Below are 17,872 nucleotides of genomic sequence, written 5' to 3' on the forward strand. Positions count from 1 at the left end.
CGCTCGCATGACGGCCCGCGGACGTGAAGTCGATGGGTCGCCGGAAGTTTCCGGTGCCGTGGACGACGCGGGCCCAGCTGGTTCTGGCGGCGCTGTTCCCGAACGTGCTGGGCGCGGCGGTGATCGGGGTGACGACTTTCTGGGCCCTGCCTTCCGGTCATGCGCTCAGCGAGCGGCACGTGCTGCAGCTCAACGTGGTGGTGATGGCGGTGTACGTGGGTGCTGCCGCATTGACCGCCGTCGTCTGCGGACTTCTGGCCACCACGTACCGCAGTGGCGGTGACAGTGGCGGTGAGGAGGTGCAGGCGCGCAAGCGGGTGCTGATGGCAATCCCGTTGCGCACGGCCACCATTCACGGTGCGGTCTGGGTGACCGCCGGGGTGATCCTGGTGGTGATCAATCTCGAAGCGCCGTGGTTGGCCACGACGTTGGGCGTCTCGGTGCTGCTCGGCAGCTTCGTGACCACCGCCGTCGCGTACTGGCTGTGCACGCGCATTCTGCGGCCGTTCGTCGCCGAGGTGCTCACCGACAGCCCGCCGACCGCCGCTCGCGGGCCCGGACTGCGGCTGCGTGCGGTGTCCGCGTGGACGCTGGGCACCGGTGTACCGCTGCTGCAACTGCTTCTGGTCGGGGCCAGCGCACTGGTCATCGACTACTCGGGACGCAGGCTGGCGATCGTCGTGTTGGTCCTGGGTGGTTGCGCGGCCGTCAGCGGGCTGGCCATCACCGCGTTCACCGGCGCGGTGAGCGCCGACCCGATCGACGAGGTGCGGCGCGGGATGCGACGCGTCGAGCGGGGTGACTTCGATGTGACCGTGCCGGTCTTCGACGCCTCCGAACTCGGGCTGCTGCAGGCAGGGTTCAACACCATGGCGGGGGGCCTGCGCGAACGCGAGCGGCTGCGGGACCTGTTCGGCCGGCACGTCGGACGCGACGTCGCCCGCCTGGCCGAACAGGGTGCCTCCGAGAACGGCGTCCAAGCGACGCTGGGCGGCGTCAGCTGCGAGGCGGCGGCGCTGTTCGTCGACCTGGTCGGCTCGTCGCGGTTGGCGGAGCGGATGACTCCCGAGGCCCTCGTCAAGATGCTCAACGAGTTCTTCGCGGTGGTGGTTGACGTGGTCGAGCGCCACCAGGGGCTGGTCAACAAGTTCGAAGGCGATGCCGTGCTGGCGATATTCGGCGCACCGGTCGAATTGGCCGACTGCGCGGGCGCGGCGTTGGCTGCCGCACGCGAACTCGGCCGGCAACTGAACCACTCGGAGATCAGGGCCGGCATCGGGGTGTCGGCGGGAACCGTCGTCGCCGGCAACGTCGGCGAGTCACGACGCTACGAATACACGGTCATCGGCGACCCGGTGAATGAGGCCGCACGACTCACCGAGGTGGCCAAACAACAGGGCGGCGTCGCGGCGTCCGGTGCGGCGCTGACTCGCGCCGCAGACGGTGAGGCGCGGCATTGGCGCGTACTCACCACCGCCGTGCTGCGCGGCAGGGACAGCTCAACCGAGATCGTCGTACCCGCGGATCCCGACGAATAGCATTGCGGGATAAGCGATCTCAGTACGAATAGCCGGTGCTGGTGCCCAGCACGTCGACCGCGGCGTTGATATTGGGGATCACCGATGCGCCGTATCGGCCCACGATCTGATGCAGCGAGCGGGTGACGTGCGGTCCGACCGCGTCGGCCGCCAGGACGTCTTCGGCGATCACGATGCCGTTCACCACATGCCCGGCGAGCAGCCGTCCGTCGCGCGCGATCTCGTAGCGCCAGTCGCCGATCTGCACGCGCTCCGGGCTGGACGAGAAGAACCCGCGCCGGGCCGGCGTGTGGATCACGCCGGGCAGCCCGGCGAATACCTTCACCACCATGGCGACACCGCCGGGGCCGGCGAGTGCGCCCGCAATGGTGCGACTGACTCGCTCGGGGTCGAACTCGTACATCAGTTATCCATGGGCAGGACGAACGTGGGCTTGATGGTTTCGCCGCTTCCGGTGCGCCGCACTGCTGTTCCCGCGGTGTAGAACTCCACCGTGTGGTGCCCCCAAGCGTAATTCGAGATGGCGAAGTGCACGCCCACCACGCCGGTGGCGCCGTCGCGCTCGGCCTCGGTCTGCATCCGCGACATCGCCAGCTCGCGGGCCTGGTAGTTGCCTTGCGTCCACTGCGGCATCTCCATGTTGCGTCCCATCTGCCTCAGGGTCTGCATGAACCCCTGCACGGCGATGTGAAACACACAGTTGCCCATCACGAATGCGACGGGAGTGTGGCCGGACCGCAGCAGAGTCACCATGTCCTGTCCGGACAGGTGACTGGAGAACGCCTGCCCGTTGGGGCGCCGGAAGGCCCCGGGCTTTTCGGTGTATCGGACCGCGGTGCCGACCGCCATGAACTCCAGGTGTTCGCCACCCTCGCCGTGGTGGCGCCAGTTCAGGCGCACCCCGACGATGCCGTCCGCCTGCAATGAATCGGCCTCGGCTTGCATGCGCGCCATGGCATTCCAGCGAGCCCGGTACGTGGCCTCGGTCAGCACACCCAGTTCCTGCTGTTGACGGATGTTGGTGAACTGATATCCGACGTGGTACACCGAGACGCCCATCACCAGCTCGATCGGTTCGAACCCGGCCCCGTGCAGTAGTGCGAACTCATTGATCGACAAGTCCGATGTCCACGACTTGGCGGCGTGCGATAACCGTTCGCTGGCCACCGGATCGAGCGAGCCTGGTTCCATGCGCGGGGGTCCCTTCTGTCGTTTGCGACAGCGTACCTAGCCACGGGCCGCTCATGGAGTAAGCGTGATGGCCTCTTCCGGGCAGTTCTGAGCACCGACCAGCGCCTGCTGCTCCAGTTCGCCGGAGACGTCCGCGACCAGCACGACGGAGTGGCCCACGTCGTCGGAATCGTAGATCCGCGGCGCCAGTGAATAGCAGCGTCCGTGGCCGACACAGCGATCCGCATCCACCGAAACGCGCGTCATCGTGTCGGCACCGGGAATGTCAGTGGCAGCGATTCGACCGAGCGCAGCGCGGCGGTGTACTTCAGCTCGGTGCCGGGCGGAATCTCGTAATCGGGGATGCGCCGATGGAACTCGCGCAACGCCACCCGCAGTTCCATGCGGGCCAGATGCGACCCGAGGCAGCGGTGTGGGCCTCCGCCGAACGCACGGTGCCGGTTCGGGCTGCGGCTGAAATCGACTTGCTCGGGGTCCGCGAACTCGGCGGGGTCGGTGTTGGCGGCGCCGAGCAGCGGGCTGACCCGCTCACCCTTGCTGATTGGGCAGCCGCCGACCTCGACATCCTGCATGGCGACCCTGGCGACGCCGGGCACCGGCGTCTCCCAGCGCAGCAGTTCCTCGATAGCGTGCGGGAGGATGTCCGGCTGCTCGACCAGCTGGTGCCGGTGCTCGGGATGCCGGGCGAGGTAGACGAAGAAGCAGTCCAGCGAGTCCGTCACCGTGTCCAGCCCGGCGATCAGGAACAGAAAGCAGATGTCGAGCAGTTCCTCGCGGGACAGCGCCGCACCGCCCTCCTCTTTGAAGTGGGTCGCGATCATCGCGGACAGTACGTCGTCGCGCGGACGGGCGATGTGATCGTCGATGGCCCGGTCGAAGTATTCGTAGATCTGTGCGGCGACCTTGGCCGAGGCGTCGTGGCGGTCGTCGTAACCGGTGGATCCCTCGGGCCGGATCACCCCGTCCTTCCATTCCAGGAATTTGTCGAGATCTTCCAGCGGCAGGCCGAGCAACTGCAGGAAGACCGTGCAGGGCAGCGGCACCGCGAACTCTTCGTGGAAGTCGCAGGAGCCCCGGTCCGCGAAGCGGTCGATCATCTCGTTGACCAGCGCGGTGACCTGCGGTTCCCGTCGGGCCATCTCCCGTGGCGTGAACAGTGGGTCCAGAATCCGCCGGTACTTCGCGTGCTCGGGAGGGTCGATCTGCAGCGGGATCAGTGGTCGCAGGTTGCCCAGATCGACGGCGTCCATATTGGACGAGAACAGGTCCGTCCGCTTGAGCGCCATCTCGATGTCCGAGAGCCGGCTGAGCACCACCGCCTGAGGCGACCGGAACACCGGGGCCGACTCGCGCAGCGCCTTGTACATCGGCTGAGGCTCGGCGAGACCCATCACGGCCTGGTCGACGAATGATTCCGCTTCTGTCATGTACCTCAGCCTGACACCGCGCCGAGCGCCGGGCAATCCTTGTCTTACAAAAATTAGTAAGTTAGACAACTTGGCCGCCGGAGCGCCTTCTCCGGCTGCGTCCATCACGCATTTCGATGGCCGCCATCTCGAAGTTGTATAGCTTATGGAAATAAATCGCCGAGATCGCGGGTTACGTTCAGCACATGATCTGTCGGTGGCAGCACCGGCGATCTGAAATGGTCTCGACCACAAGAGGTTTCAATGGTTTCAGCGATATCAGCGGTATCGGCACGCCGGATCCGGGTCGGGGCCCAGCTGTGGCCGGGCGGCACGCCCGACTACGCCGCGTGGCGTCAGGCGGTGCTCGACGCCGAGGCCATGGGAGCCGATGTCATCTTCGGCTACGACCACTTCCACGCGCCGACCGGCGAAGCGGAGGCCACCAACTTCGAAGGGTGGACGGCGCTGGCGGCATGGGGAGAGCTGACCACCCGCGCCGAAATCGGCCTGCTGGTCACCGGGATGGGATACCGCAACCCGGACCTGTTGGCGGACATGGCGCGCACGGTCGACCACATCAGCGGTGGCCGGCTGATCCTCGGCGTCGGCGCCGGAGACTACGAAAAGGACTACACCGCATACGGATACGATTACGGGAGGGCGGGAGACCGGTTCCGTGCTTTGGTCGACGGACTGGCGCGGATCGAACATCGGCTGGCACGTCTCATCCCGCCGCCGCTGCGGGACATCCCGATTCTGATCGACAGCTCGGCCGACAGAAAGACGTTGCCGCTGATCGCCGGCTTCGCCGACATCTGGCACAGCGCCGAGCCCATCGATGAGTTCCGCCGCCGGGATGACTTGCTCAAGTCGTATGCCGAAGCGGCACAACGCGATGATTCGTCGATCGAGCGCGCGGTGTTGTGGCGGGGCCCCAGTGAGGCCGATCTGTACCGCAAGGAAGGCGCGACGCTGTTCACCGCGCAACTTCGGCCCGGCGAAAAGGGCTACGACTTAACCACTCTCGGCGAATTGATCGCCTGGCGCGACGGGGTGTGACGCCTCCGGCCCGGATGCCGTCGACGTCTACAACCAGGTGCAGCCGGCCGTGGAAATCTGGCTGCGGCGGGGGTCTGGCCTGCAGCTTCTTCAACCTTGCTATCATTGCAGAAATAGCGGTGCATGCCGGGAGGCGCCCATGACGTACGACCTGATCATCCGGGGCGGCACCGTGGTGGACGGGACCGGATCGCCACCGATGACGGCCGACGTCGCGGTGCTCGACGGTGTGATCGTCGACGTGGGCCGGGTCGACGGGGGCGCCAAGCGCACCATCGATGCCGACGGACTCACCGTCACACCGGGTTTCGTCGATGTGCACACCCACTTCGACGGCCAGGCCACCTGGGACCCGCACCTGACACCGTCGTGCTGGCACGGCGTGACCACCGCGATCATGGGCAACTGCGGCATCGGCTTCGCGCCGGTGCGACCCGATCGGCACGAGTGGCTGGTCGACCTGATGGAGGGAGTCGAAGACATCCCGGGCTCGGCGCTCGCCGAGGGCATCACCTGGGAGTGGGAGTCGTTCGGCGAGTATCTGGACGCGCTGGCGCGGATGCCCCGAGCGGTCGACGTCGGCGCGCAGATCCCGCACGCGGCGGTCCGGGGATTCGTGATGGGGGACCGGGCGCAGGGCTCCGCCACCGCCGCGGATATCGAAGCGATGAGCCGGATCGTCGGCGACGGCCTGCGGGCCGGGGCAGTGGGAATGTCGTTCGGCCGCACGGCCGGTCACCGCAGCGCGTCCGGGGAGCCGGTGCCGGGCACCTACTCGGAGGAAGCCGAGCTGGCGGCACTGATGGCCGCCATGGCGGACGTGGGTTCTGGTGTGCTGCAAGTAGTTCCGGCCGGAGTCGGGGGTGCGATGGGTGGCGATCAACGGCATTCGATCGATGCCGAGATCGCGTGGATCACCCGGCTCGGCCGCCGGTACCGGATACCGCTGACGTTCCTGGCGATGGTCAACGAGCAGGATCCGCACGATTGGCGGAGCTGGTTCGCCGCGGTGCACGAAGCCAACGCCGACGGTGCGGTCATCCGGCCGCAGGTCGCCTGCCGCGCGTTCGGCATGCTGATGGGCCACCAATCGCGGATGAATCCCTTCCGGCATCGGGCCACCTACCGGTCGCTGATGGACCTGCCGCTGCGGCAGCGGGTGGAACGCCTGCGCGATCCCGCAGTGCGCTCCCGGATCCTGGCGGAGACACCCGATCCGACGCCGCAGCCGTCAGCCGATCAGCTCAACCGGCACATCTTCAAGCGGTTGTATCCACTCGGCGCCGCCCTCAACTACGAACCGGCACCGCAGGACAGCGTGGCGGCCATCGCCGAGCGGGAGGGCCGCGACCCCTGGGAGGTCACCTACGACGTGCTGCTCGGGGCGGACGGGCGCGAATTCCTGTTGCTGCCGTTACTGAATTACGCCGGGAACAGCTACGACCACCTGCATGACATGATGTCGGATCCGGTGAGCCTGCAGGGCCTCGGTGACGGCGGGGCACACTGCGGAATCATCTGCGACGCCAGCATGACCACCTATCTCCTGTCGCACTGGGTGCGGGACCGGACCAGAGGACCGGGTCTGCCGCTGGAGACGGCCGTACACCGGCTGACCGGCGATCCGGCGCGCTTCTACCGGTTGGGCGACCGCGGCGTGCTGGCACCGGGCCGGCGCGCCGACATCAACCTGATCGACCTGGAACGGCTCGCGTTGCACTACCCGGAGCGCGTCGAGGACCTGCCCGGCGGCGCCGGCCGGCTGATCCAGCGCTCGGACGGCTACGTCGAGACCCTGGTCCGGGGTCAGACGGTGGTCGCCGAAGGTGAATTGACCGATGCCAGGCCCGGCGGCCTGGTCCGCGGCGGGCGTCCGACGCCGGTCGGCTAATTACCGTCCTCGGTGTCGCGGCGATGCAGCAACGATCCACCAGCACGCACCATTCCGCGCAGCGCGTACACAGCAGTGACCACCGCCAGCAGGATCAGCAGCACGAACGTCGGTAACCAGTTGGCCCGGCTGTGGCTGACGTCCCACCAGACGATCGCGAACAACACCACACAGAGGAACAGAACGATGTCACGCCAGTTACCCCGGTAGGACGTCGCGGCTTTGCGCAGCGCAGTGTTCCGGTCCGACGCGGCGATCAGGTCGTCGATGCGGGTGTCGATGCTGCGTTGCAGATTGGCGCGTCGTTGAGTGGCCTCCGCTGGAAGGCGATCGAGCAGGTCCATGTCCTGCATGATCAGCGAGCGGTAGTCCGGTCCGCGTAACTGCCCCGCCGTCAGTGCGAGCATGATGCCACCTAGGACGGGCGCGCTGTTCAGCGCGATCTGTCCGACTCCGGCCACGTTCGGCCCTCCTTCGGCTCTGGCACGAGATTCCCCGATGAGGATTGCCGAAAGCGGAGCGCGGATCAACCGCCGGGCGCTGCGGCCGCGTCGCGCAACCTACGCATGGGTGGCAAAGGGGATTGGCCATTTCGCTGATGTTCTGCGATCGGCGCCACCGCATGCTGGCTAGCATGAGCACAACGGAGTGGAGCGAGATTGGCGTGACTGGGCTGCCGACGGGAACCGTGACCCTCTTGCTTGCCGACGTCGAGGGGTCGACGCGGCTGTGGGAGGCGCAACCCGACGACATGGCCGCCGCTCTGGCGCGGCTCGATCGGATTGTCGTCGAGGCCGTCGCGGCGCACGAAGGCATCAGACCGGTCGAGCAAGGCGAGGGCGACAGTTTCGTCGTCGCGTTCAGCCGGGCGTCCGACGCGGTGGCGTGCGCGTTGACGCTGCAGCGGGCTCCGCTGGCCCCGATTCGGCTGAGGATCGGCATCCACACCGGCGAGGTGCGGCTGCGCGATGAGGGCAATTACGTTGGGCCGACTATCAATCGGACCGCGCGACTGCGCGATCTGGCGCACGGTGGCCAAACGGTACTGTCCGGCACGACCGAGGACATGGTCTCGGAATCTCTGCCGGAAGACGCTTGGCTCAACGATCTCGGCGCCCATCCGCTGCGGGATCTGGCGCGGCCGCAACGGGTGGTGCAACTGTGCCATCCCGACGTCCGCAACGAATTTCCGCCGCTTCGCACCGCGAGTATCGTTGCCGCGCATAATCTCCCGGCCCAACTCACAAGTTTTATCGGACGCGGGTCAGAGATCCAGGGGATCCGGCGCAGCCTGGTGGACAACCGGCTGGTCACCCTGACGGGTACCGGAGGGGTCGGCAAGACCCGCCTCGCAGTGCAGGTCGCCGCCGCGGTCACCGACGAATACGGCGATGGTGTCTGGTACGTCGACCTGGCGCCGCTCACCGCCGCCGAGGTGGTTCCCGTGGCCGTGGCGCGGGCCCTGGGCCTGCCCGATCAACCCGGCCGGTCCACGATGGAGACGTTGCTGCGATATGTCCGCGAACGGCAGCTGCTGATCGTGCTGGACAACTGCGAACACCTGCTGGAGGCCAGCGCCACATTGCTCTCCGAGGTGTTGGCCACCGCGCCGCGACTGACCGTACTGGCCACCAGCCGCGAACCGGTCAATATCACCGGCGAAGCCACCTGGCAGGTGCCGTCGCTGTCGTTGCGGGACGAAGCCGTCGAACTGTTCACCGAGCGAGCCCGCCTGGCCAGACCCGATTTCGCCGTCACCGAGGACAACAGCGCTGCGGTACATGAGATCTGCCGTCGGCTGGACGGTATGCCACTGGCCATCGAGTTGGCGGCCGCGCGGGTGCGGGCCCTGTCGCTGACCGAAATCATCGACAGTCTGCACGACCGGTTCCGGTTGCTGACCGGTGGTTCGCGGACCGCGGTTCGCCGGCAGCAGACCTTGCGAGCATCTGTGGACTGGTCGCATGCGCTGCTCACCGAGACCGAACGCGTCCTGTTCCGCCGGCTGTCCGTGTTTTACGGTGGATTTGATTTGGCGGCAGCGCAATTCGTGTGCGGCGAGGGTGATATCGAGCAGTATCAGGTACTGGATCAGTTGACGCTGCTGGTGGACAAGTCCTTGGTAATCGCAGACGCGAGCAGCGGTCGAACCCGCTATCGGTTGCTCGAAACGGTGCGCCAGTACGCCCTGGAAAAACTCGGCGATTCCGGGGAAGCGGATTCGGTCCGCTCGCGCCATTGCGAGCACTACACATCGATAGCGGCGTTGCTCGACGCTTCGGCGCGCACCGATCACGAGCAACGGCTCGAGCAAGTCGAAGTCGAAATGGACAACCTGCGCAATGCGCTCGGCTGGCACCTGGACAACGGGAACGTCGAGCGGGCTTTCGCGCTGGCTTCGTCGCTGCAACCGGTGTGGCTGACGCGTGGCCGCATCCTCGAGGGGGTGGCCTGGTTCGACGTCATACCCGCCGACGAGGAAGCTGCGACCATTGCGCCGGTCGTGCGGGCGCGTGCGCTTGCCGACAGGGCAGTGCTCGACATGTATGTGGGAAAAGAACGTTTGGGGCACGTGCGGCAGGCGCTCGACATCGCCCGAGAACTCGAGAACCCGGCCCTGCTCGCCAGGACGCTCACCGCATGCGGCTACATCGCGGGCGCTCGCTACGACGTCGCGGCGGCCGCCGCCTACTACTCGGAGGCCCTCGAGTTGGCCAGGGCACTGGACGACAAGTGGGTATTGAGCCAGATCCTGGCCTGGCAGGCCAACACGGGGATGGGCATCGGTGACCCGGTATCGGCCGGAGCGGCCGGGCTGGAAGGACGAGATCTCGCCGACGCCATCGGCGATCGGAGCAACTCGCGGTACAGCCGGAATGGGATCGGTTGGGCGCATCTGTTGCGGGGCGACCTGGTTGCCGCCCTGGCCCAATTCACCGAGGTCCGGATGGAGTGCGAAGAGGCCCACGACGAGGTACACAGGCCCATGTCCCTGATGGGCTTGGGCATTACGCTCGCGTATCACGGAGAGATCGACGCGGCCCTCGCCACGGCTCGCCAGGCTTTGGACGGTGCCGCCGCCCTCGGTGAATTCTTTGTCGGCCTGGCCTACGCTCAGCTCTCGCAGGCGAGTCTGGCGGCAGGTGACATCGAGACAGCTGCTGAGGCGAGTGAGGCGGCCTGGCTCGGTCTTCGGGTGGCCCAACCTGAGATGGCTGATGCGCAGCGGGTCTTCAACTCCGTGGAAATCGCCTTGACGCGTGGCGATCTCGGCCAAGCCCGGGAATGGGCGAATCGGGCGGTCGAGGTGGCCGTGCACTGGCATCGAGTGTCCGCACTCGTGGTCCGCGCGAGGGTCGCGATAGCCGACGGTGCACTAGACGATGCTGAACGTGACGCCCATGACGCGCTGGTGTGCGCGGTTGCCAGCGGTGTGCACCTCAACATCCCCGACATCATCGAGGTACTTGCCGGCCTGGCCACCGGGGAAGGTAACAACCACGCGGAGGCGGCGCGGCTGTTCGGCGCGGCGCACGGTCTCCGGCAGCGCACCGGGCTGGCGCGATTCAAGATTCACGAAGCCGCTTATCAGGAATCGGTGCGATTGCTGCGTGATGCAATGGAGGACAATGCGTTTGACGCCGCGTGGGCTGAGGGTGCGGCGCTGACCGTCGACGAAGTCATCGCCTATGCACAGCGCGGCCGCGGCCAACGCAAACGGCCCAGCAGCGGGTGGCAATCGCTGACCCCGGCCGAGCGTGATGTCGCCCGTCTGGTCTGTGAAGGGCTGGCCAACAAGGATATTGCGACGCGGCTCTTCGTCTCACCGCGGACCGTCCAGGCGCACCTCACCCACGTCTACACCAAGCTGGGCATCGCTTCGCGGGTACAGCTCGTGCAGGAGGCGGCGCGTCACACCTGAGCAGTCGGACAGGCACTGGACCGCTGCTTGCGAAGCACTGGACAACTGTCCAGAACGCACCGAAACCACAGGCTGGCCGCGCACCGGTGGCATCACCGAGCCGTGCCGCGAGTGCCTTCATCTCCACTTCTCACACCTGAACCGCAGGCTTCTTGCCGATTATCGGCCGGCTCGCTAGAGTCGGAAACAGAATCAGACACCTGTCCATTATTTGCGGCTTTGGCTCCGCAGCCGGGACACGGATGTAGACGGAGGACCGCTGTTGACTAGCAGGTACGCTGCCCTCACCCGGTCGCAGCTCAGCACGCTGGTGCCGGAGTTGCTCCTGATCGGCCAGATGATCGATCGCTCCGGAATGGCCTGGTGCATCCAGCAATTCGGCCGCGAGGAGATGCTGAAGATCGCGATCGAGGAATGGGCCGGCGCCAGCCCGATCTACACCAAGCGCATGCAGCGGGCGCTGCGCTTCGAGGGTGACGACGTCGTCACCATCTTCAAGGGCCTGCAGTTGGACATCGGCGCTCCGCCGCAGTTCATGGACTTCCGCTACACGGTGCATGACCGTTGGCACGGCGAGTTTCAGCTGGACCACTGCGGTGCGCTGCTGGATGTCGAGCCGATGGGCGACGACTATGTACGCGGAATGTGCCACGACATCGAGGATCCGACCTTCGACGCCACCGCACTGGCGACCAATCGCCGCGCCCAGGTGCGCCCGATCCACCGGCCGCCGCGGGTACCCACCGACCGGCACCCGCACTGCGCGTGGACGGTGATCATCGACGACTCCCATCCCGAAGTGGGCTTCATCCCGGCGCTGGAGACCATCGGCCGCACCAGGGCCGCCACCACCGAACTCGACCCCATTGACGACACCGAACCCGGCCAGGCCGACTATTCAGGCCCGCTGGTGTCCGACTTCGATTTCGGGGCATTCTCCCACTCGGCGCTGGTCCGCCTCGCCGACGAGGTCTGCCTGCAGATGCATCTGCTCTATCTGTCCTTCGCGCTTGCGGTGCACAAACGGTCCGGCGATGACGCCGCCCTCGCGCGTTCGATCGCCACCAAGCAACTCATCGGACTGGCCGGGCTGGCCGGCGAGCGCATTCACCGCGCACTGGGTCTGCCCGGGGGAGTGGAGGGTGCGCTTCGCGTGATGGAGTTGCATCCCTTGTTCAACCCCGCGGTCTACGTGGTCGCCGACTTCGAATCCGATCGCGTACACCTGCACCTGTCACCGGCTCACGACGACCAGGCATGGCCGGCGTTGGTGTCGCCCGGGGCGGTGGCGCCCTTGCAGGCGATCGCGTCCGCGGTCGACCCGCACCTGCGTGTCGAAGTAAGCGGCACCCCCACCGACTGGACGGCGCTGGTCACTGAAAACGATTCTGCTGCAGAGGAATTCGCTGAGGTCGCGGTAACAAAGTTCAGCGGCGGTTCGAGTTTCGTCTTCCAGCCGCGCAAGTCGTTGCCGCTGACCCCGGTTTAACTGTCCCGGCCCAGCGCAATTCAGGCGACCGAGGCGCCCAGTATCAGGTTGACCGCCTCGTCGAGCTGGCCGGCGATCTCCTGGTAGGTGAGAAAGCGGGCCGTCATCAGGGCTCCGGCGAACGTCATCTGCAGGGTTGACTTGACCGCCCGCGGCCAGCCCGGGCCGAGCGCGGCGCCGATCCGCCGGGCCACCTCTTCGGCGATTTCCACGCGCAACGGGACGATGGCGGGGTCATCGGCCATCAATGCCGCTCCGCATCCGGCGGTGAGTTCCGGCTCGTCGGCGACCACCAGGGCCATGTCGCGCATGGTGGCGCTGACCCGGGTCTTGGTGGTGTCGTTCACGTCGGTATGCAGCGGCAGTTCCCGGAGCAACCGTAGGTAAACCGCGGCCACCAGAGCACTTTTGGACGAGAAATAGGTATAGGCGCTGGCGGGTGACACTCCGGCGCGTTGTGCCACCGCACGCATCGTCAGGTTGGCGTACGACGACTCGCGCAGTTCCTCCAGCCCGGCGTCAAGTACCTTGCGGATCGTCTGTCCCGGGCGCCGGTCAGACCGTCGCGGGGTTACCGCACCGGTCGTTGGCGAAGCCACTTCTCTGGGCACCGGTTCAGTCTAGGAAACCGTGGGCGCCGATGTAGACAACTGTCCAGAAATAATGTGGTCATGACCACCGCCGCCGGGTCTGCGGCCAGTAGCCTTGGGCCTGTGAGCGAGCACGACCGGCGCCGGTGGGACGAGCGCTACGCGCGGTCGCGGCCGTTGGCGGTCGATTCCGTGCCACCGCCGAACTTCCTGGAACCGTTCACCGACCTGATTCCCACCCAGGGCCGCGCACTCGACGTCGCCTGCGGCCAGGGACTCGGCTCGGTGTGGCTGGCACAGCATGGGTTGGACGTGTGGGGTGTGGACATTTCGGGCGTGGCGATCGCGCAGGCAAGGGAATTGGCCCAGGGCTACGGCGTTCACGAACGCTGCCGGTTCGACGTCGGGGACCTCGACGACGGACTGCCGGCCGGACCGCCGGTCGACGTGCTGCTGTGCAACAACTTTCGGGATCCTCGACTTCATCAGGCGCTGGTCGAGCGGCTGGCTCCCGGCGGGCTGCTCGCGATCCGCACCCTCAGTGAGGTGGGTGCCGGACCCGGACCGTTCCGGGCCGCAGCGGGCGAACTGTCGTCGGCATTCGGTGGACTCGAGCCGGTCGCGGCCGGCGAGGCCGACGGCCACGCGTGGTTGCTGGCGCGTGCCCTGAGGTAGCGTCGGCACCGATCGAGTTGCCGTCCCGTTGAAGTGAGGTAGCTGTGTCCGAACTCTCTCCCGCCTGCCGGACGAATGAACAAATCGACGGCGGCACAAGCGAAATCATGAAGGAAATCATCAGCCGATCACTGTAGCCGGCACCTCCTGTCGGGTAGTGTCACCATCATGGAGCGGCGCGTCCTGGAAGCGGTCATCTACGAGCGCGAGCCACCGATCGCGCGCATCATCCTCAACCGGGTCGACAAGGCCAACACCAAAGACGCTGTGCTGGTTACCGAAGTCGACACGTGTCTGCGAGAAGCCGACCGCGACAAGGAGATCAAGGTCGTCATTCTCAAAGCCAACGGCAAGGGCTTCTGTGGCGGACATGTCGCCCGCTGGGGACCCGACGAGAATCCCTACCCCGACTTCGGGAACACCTTCGAGGATCTCTACAAAGGCACTGCCGATCTTTTTCTGTGGCCGACGTTGTATCTGTGGGAGTTTCCGAAGCCGACGATCTCCCAGATCCACGGCTACTGCATGGGCGGCGGGATCTACCTCGGGCTGCTGACCGACTTCTGCGTCGCGTCCGAGGACGCGTATTTCCAGATGCCACTGGCCCAAAGCCTCGGCGAACCGGGCGGTCACACCATGATCGAGCCGTGGCTGCTGATGAACTGGCATCGCACGATGGACTGGCTGCTGCTGGCACCGACGCTGTCGGCCCAGCAGGCACTCGAGTGGGGCCTGCTCAACAAGGTGGTGCCGCGCGAGGACCTCGAGCAGACCGTCGAGGAGATGGCGCACAAGATCGCCCAAATTCCGCTGACCACGCTGATGGCGGTGAAGAACAACGTCAAGCGGGCCTGGGAGTTGATGGGTATGCGCGTGCATCTTCAGGTCAGCCACATCCTGACGAACATGGTGGGCGCGGCTTCCGACGTGCAGGCCCGTCGCGCCGAGCTCATGCAGTCCGGGATGAAGCCCCGCGACTTCGTCGAGGGCGCCGAGTCCTGACGCGAGCAGACGCAAAATCGCCCTTTTCGTCCCGAATAGAGGCGATTTTGCGTCTGCTCGGCACTAGTGGTGACCCGCGATCTTGCGGCCGGCGGCATGGCGCGCGGCGACGTAGCCGAACACCATCGAGCTCGCGATGCTCGCGCCTGCTCCCGGATACGTTCGGCCCATGACCGTGGCGGTGGTGTTGCCGGTCGCATACAACCCCTCGATCACCCGGTCCTGCTGATCGAGCACCTGCGCGTACTCGTTGGTGATCACCCCACCGCAGGTGCCCACGTCCGCGGGCAGCACCCGGGTCGCGTAGTACGGCGCCCGGTCCAGGGGCCCGACCGCGGCGTTCGGCCGGTACCCGGGATCGCCGAGACAGTCGTTGTAGGCGGACTGCCCCCGGCCGAAATCGGGGTCCAGCCCCTTGGCCGCGAACATGTTGAACCGGTGCACCGTTCGCACCAGTTCCTCTGGCGGCAGGTCGATCTGCCGGGCCAGGTCGGTCAGCGTCCCGGCCCGCTTGACGGCGCCGTTCTCGATCAATTCCGGGGGCAGGTGCTCGCGTTTGACCGGGTTGGTACCCGCCACGTAGCGCCGCACGTAGCCGTCGTCGAAGATCATCCAGCATGGCACCGCCTTGTTCGCGTACATCGCCTTGCCGACCTCGACGTACGAGTTCGACTCGTTGCAGAAGCGCCGGCCGCCGGAGTCCACGTAGATGGCCCCGGGACGCTGCCGTCCCGACCCCAGTGAGGCGGCGGCGGCGCCACCGTTGGCGATGAACACCGACGGCAGCCACCAGGCTTCGTCGAGCAGATCGGTCTTGGCGCCCAGGCGCATCGCGGTCTGCAGAACCTCGCCGGTGTCGCCGGCGTTGGCGATCGACCACTGCCCTTCGTTGGGCTGCTCGCCGCTGTACTGCCGGCGCATCTCGGGATTGTGGCCAAAGCCTCCCGCCGCCAACAGAACTCCCTTGCGCGCCGCCACATTCTGCGCCACGCCGTCACGGACGATACGCGCACCGACCACCCGGCCGTCTTCGACGATCAGGTCGTCCATCGCGGCGTTGATCCACAGCGGTGGCTGGCCATCGCTGAGGTCGATGAGCACCTTCAGCATCTGGCCGATCAGCGACGCGCCGTTGGTCAGCAGCTGCTTCCTGGCGAGCCGGGCGGCTCTGGTGCGCGCGAACACCTTGGTGGCCACCGCGAATGCGCGCGGTGAGCGGTTGAAGTACTGCACCGACCGCAACTCGTTGGTCAGCACCACATACCCGTAGTTCTTGGCCAGCGGCGGCTGCACTTTGTCGTGCCAGGCGCCGAGTTCGGCTGCGTCGAACGGGGTTCCCTCGACGGCGCGACCAGATTCGTTGCCGCCCTTGTGGTTCGGGTAGTAGTCGCTCCATCCCGCGCAGCGGATCATCCGAACGCCTTTGCGGAGCAGGAAGTTGATCATCTCGTAGCCGGCGGTCAGGAACATCTCCCGGCGGGCGGGGGAGGAGGCCGCCCCGATGTCGCCGACGACGTCGGCCAGATAGGCCAGACCGTCCTGGTGTGAGTCCGCGATGCCGTCCGCCCGCATCAGCGGGTTGTTGGGTAGCCAGACGATGCCGCCGGACAGCCCCGTCGAACCGCCTACCAGGGGCTGTTTTTCGACGATCAGCGGCTGCAGGCCGGCGTCCAGTGCGGCCAGTCCCGCCGCCATGCCGCCACCGCCGCTGCCGGCGATCACCAGGTCGACCGTGCGATCCCAGTTGGTGCTCATCGCGCGACCTCCCGCGTCAAACCGAGATCGGCGATCGGCACGTCGATGGTGGTGTTGGTCTTCTGGATCGCCGGCACCAGCGCAGCGGAGGGCAGGCCGGCCAGGAAGCCGTCGATGACGCGCTCGAAGTTGGAGATCAGTCCCTCGATCCGGCTGGACAGGCGCATGAACTCGAATCCCTTTGAGTGCAGACCCTTCTGCTGTCTGGGTAGGTTGGAGAAGTCCTGCGCGGGAATGGGCGGCCAGCGCGGGTCGTCGGGTGCCATCGGTTCCGGTGGAGTGGGTTTGGCGGTGATCTGGTCCGGTGGGATGCGGGTGAGCGACCAGATCTCGAACAGGGTTTCCTCCGGGCCGAGCGGACGGATCCGGTAGGAGGAGGCGCTGCTGTACTGCGGCAGCAGGAAATAGTGCGGGAAACAGAAGCCGATCGCGTCGACGATGCCGCGGCGCTGCAGATCGTTGAGGTCGGGCATGTCACAACCGCGGGCCCGGTGCCACGCGACGACGGCATCGTTGAGCGTGCTCTTCCACTCCGCCATCGCCTCGGCGGGATTGCTGGGCAGCTCGATGTTCTGCAGTCCTTCGGCGATGCGGATGTCGTTCGCGTGCGTCATGCCGGCCATGCCCTCGCCCAGGGTGCGCATGAAATACAGGCTCGTCTGGACCAGACCGGGCGGCTTGGACGTCGCGGGCTGCGATGACGGCAGCAACTGCGGATGGGTCTGCGGGACGTGATAGCCCTCCATGAAGGCCGCCGTGGCGAGCTTCCAATTGACCGGCAGACGGCACGATTGCCACCACTCGGTGCGTAGCGACTCCACCTTCCAGGCGTCGTAGATCGTCGCGAACGGCTCGAAACAGTCACGCAGCGAGGGAGCCTCGTCATCCAGGTTGATCCAGGCGCAGCCCCCCCACAGCTCGCACCGGACCGGTACCAGCGCCAGATCCGCGGGATCCAGATTGTGCTCGTCGAAAGCGTCGGCGCGCAGCACGAAGGTATTTTGCCCGTCGATGCCCCAGCACCAACCGTGGAAAGGGCAGACGAAAGTGCGGCGGGACCCGTTGCCCTCCACCAACTTCACGCCACGGTGGCGGCACGCGTTGTGATAGGCCCGCACCGTCTCGGCATCCAGGCGCACCACGATGATGGATTGGTCGAGAATCTCGTATTCGACGAAGTCGCCGGGTTTCGGAATCTCCTCGAGCCGGCACGCCATCTGCCACACCCGCGGCCAGAAGTTCTGCTTCTCCAGCTCGTAGAATTCCGGATCATAGTAGCGCTGCTTGGGAATTCGGTCGGCGTCCTGCACCGCCCATGGCACCTCGAGCGGTGTCCAGTTGACGTCCATGG

15 protein-coding genes are annotated in these 17,872 nt (G+C 66.5%); 7 read left to right on the plus strand and 8 right to left on the minus strand.

What is annotated here, in order from left to right:
* The first annotated feature begins 32 nt into the window (after window positions 1-32).
* Complete coding sequence (locus C0J29_RS15165) at window positions 33-1,538, plus strand: adenylate/guanylate cyclase domain-containing protein (protein ID WP_162951478.1); 1,506 nt, start codon at window positions 33-35, stop codon at window positions 1,536-1,538.
* 19 nt (window positions 1,539-1,557) lie between these two features.
* On the opposite strand, the gene C0J29_RS15170 is transcribed toward C0J29_RS15165, so the two are convergent.
* The 4 genes from C0J29_RS15170 to C0J29_RS15185 are packed head-to-tail and all read right to left on the minus strand — an operon-like array spanning window position 1,558 to window position 4,156.
* Window positions 1,558-1,941, minus strand: coding sequence for a DUF5073 family protein (locus C0J29_RS15170; RefSeq protein WP_065049520.1), 384 nt, complete (start codon window positions 1,939-1,941; stop codon window positions 1,558-1,560).
* Window positions 1,941-2,729, minus strand: coding sequence for a heavy metal-binding domain-containing protein (locus C0J29_RS15175; RefSeq protein WP_065049522.1), 789 nt, complete (start codon window positions 2,727-2,729; stop codon window positions 1,941-1,943). The genes C0J29_RS15170 and C0J29_RS15175 overlap by 1 nt, the downstream gene beginning before the upstream one ends.
* A gap of 51 nt (window positions 2,730-2,780) precedes the next feature.
* Entirely contained in the window at window positions 2,781-2,975 is a 195-nt protein-coding gene (locus C0J29_RS15180; RefSeq protein ID WP_065049524.1) for a ferredoxin, read from the minus strand.
* The gene (locus tag C0J29_RS15185; RefSeq protein WP_120792828.1) at window positions 2,972-4,156 is read right to left on the minus strand and encodes a cytochrome P450; all 1,185 of its coding nucleotides are present in this window, start codon (window positions 4,154-4,156) and stop codon (window positions 2,972-2,974) included. The genes C0J29_RS15180 and C0J29_RS15185 overlap by 4 nt, the downstream gene beginning before the upstream one ends.
* A gap of 243 nt (window positions 4,157-4,399) precedes the next feature.
* Here C0J29_RS15185 and C0J29_RS15190 point away from each other — a divergent pair, with 243 nt between their 5' ends.
* Together C0J29_RS15190 and C0J29_RS15195 are read left to right on the plus strand one after the other, a co-directional pair.
* Window positions 4,400-5,197: an LLM class F420-dependent oxidoreductase gene (locus C0J29_RS15190; RefSeq protein ID WP_120792829.1), complete on the plus strand. Its 798-nt coding sequence runs from the start codon at window positions 4,400-4,402 to the stop codon at window positions 5,195-5,197.
* A 139-nt stretch (window positions 5,198-5,336) separates the two neighbouring features.
* Window positions 5,337-7,088: an N-acyl-D-amino-acid deacylase family protein gene (locus C0J29_RS15195; protein WP_120792830.1), complete on the plus strand. Its 1,752-nt coding sequence runs from the start codon at window positions 5,337-5,339 to the stop codon at window positions 7,086-7,088.
* Here C0J29_RS15195 and C0J29_RS15200 read toward each other — a convergent pair.
* A complete protein-coding gene (locus C0J29_RS15200; RefSeq protein ID WP_082994338.1) occupies window positions 7,085-7,495 on the minus strand; it encodes a hypothetical protein in 411 nt (136 codons plus the stop codon). The genes C0J29_RS15195 and C0J29_RS15200 overlap by 4 nt on opposite strands.
* A 227-nt stretch (window positions 7,496-7,722) precedes the next feature.
* Here C0J29_RS15200 and C0J29_RS15205 point away from each other — a divergent pair, with 227 nt between their 5' ends.
* Together C0J29_RS15205 and C0J29_RS15210 are read left to right on the plus strand one after the other, a co-directional pair.
* A complete protein-coding gene (locus tag C0J29_RS15205; RefSeq protein WP_120794745.1) occupies window positions 7,723-11,010 on the plus strand; it encodes a helix-turn-helix transcriptional regulator in 3,288 nt (1,095 codons plus the stop codon).
* A 259-nt stretch (window positions 11,011-11,269) separates the two neighbouring features.
* Complete coding sequence (locus tag C0J29_RS15210) at window positions 11,270-12,499, plus strand: hypothetical protein (protein WP_242460647.1); 1,230 nt, start codon at window positions 11,270-11,272, stop codon at window positions 12,497-12,499.
* Between the two features lie 20 nt (window positions 12,500-12,519).
* Here the strand turns inward: C0J29_RS15210 and C0J29_RS15215 are convergent, their stop codons facing one another.
* On the minus strand, window positions 12,520-13,110 hold the full coding sequence (locus tag C0J29_RS15215) for a TetR/AcrR family transcriptional regulator (protein WP_120792832.1): 591 nt from the start codon (window positions 13,108-13,110) through the stop codon (window positions 12,520-12,522).
* A 102-nt stretch (window positions 13,111-13,212) separates the two neighbouring features.
* On the opposite strand from C0J29_RS15215, the gene C0J29_RS15220 reads away from it, so the two are divergent.
* A complete protein-coding gene (locus tag C0J29_RS15220) occupies window positions 13,213-13,764 on the plus strand; it encodes a class I SAM-dependent methyltransferase (RefSeq protein ID WP_120792833.1) in 552 nt (183 codons plus the stop codon).
* 168 nt (window positions 13,765-13,932) lie between these two features.
* The gene (locus C0J29_RS15225) at window positions 13,933-14,766 is read left to right on the plus strand and encodes an enoyl-CoA hydratase-related protein (protein WP_120792834.1); all 834 of its coding nucleotides are present in this window, start codon (window positions 13,933-13,935) and stop codon (window positions 14,764-14,766) included.
* A 63-nt stretch (window positions 14,767-14,829) separates the two neighbouring features.
* Here the strand turns inward: C0J29_RS15225 and C0J29_RS15230 are convergent, their stop codons facing one another.
* Both C0J29_RS15230 and C0J29_RS15235 read right to left on the minus strand, forming a co-directional pair.
* Window positions 14,830-16,521 (minus strand): FAD-binding protein, encoded by a 1,692-nt coding sequence (locus tag C0J29_RS15230; protein WP_065049540.1) that lies wholly within the window; start codon window positions 16,519-16,521, stop codon window positions 14,830-14,832.
* The gene (locus C0J29_RS15235) at window positions 16,518-17,870 is read right to left on the minus strand and encodes an aromatic ring-hydroxylating oxygenase subunit alpha (RefSeq protein WP_065049542.1); all 1,353 of its coding nucleotides are present in this window, start codon (window positions 17,868-17,870) and stop codon (window positions 16,518-16,520) included. The genes C0J29_RS15230 and C0J29_RS15235 overlap by 4 nt, the downstream gene beginning before the upstream one ends.
* Window positions 17,871-17,872 lie beyond the last annotated feature (2 nt).

The sequence above is a fragment of the Mycobacterium paragordonae genome (assembly GCF_003614435.1).
GTDB lineage: Bacteria > Actinomycetota > Actinomycetes > Mycobacteriales > Mycobacteriaceae > Mycobacterium > Mycobacterium paragordonae.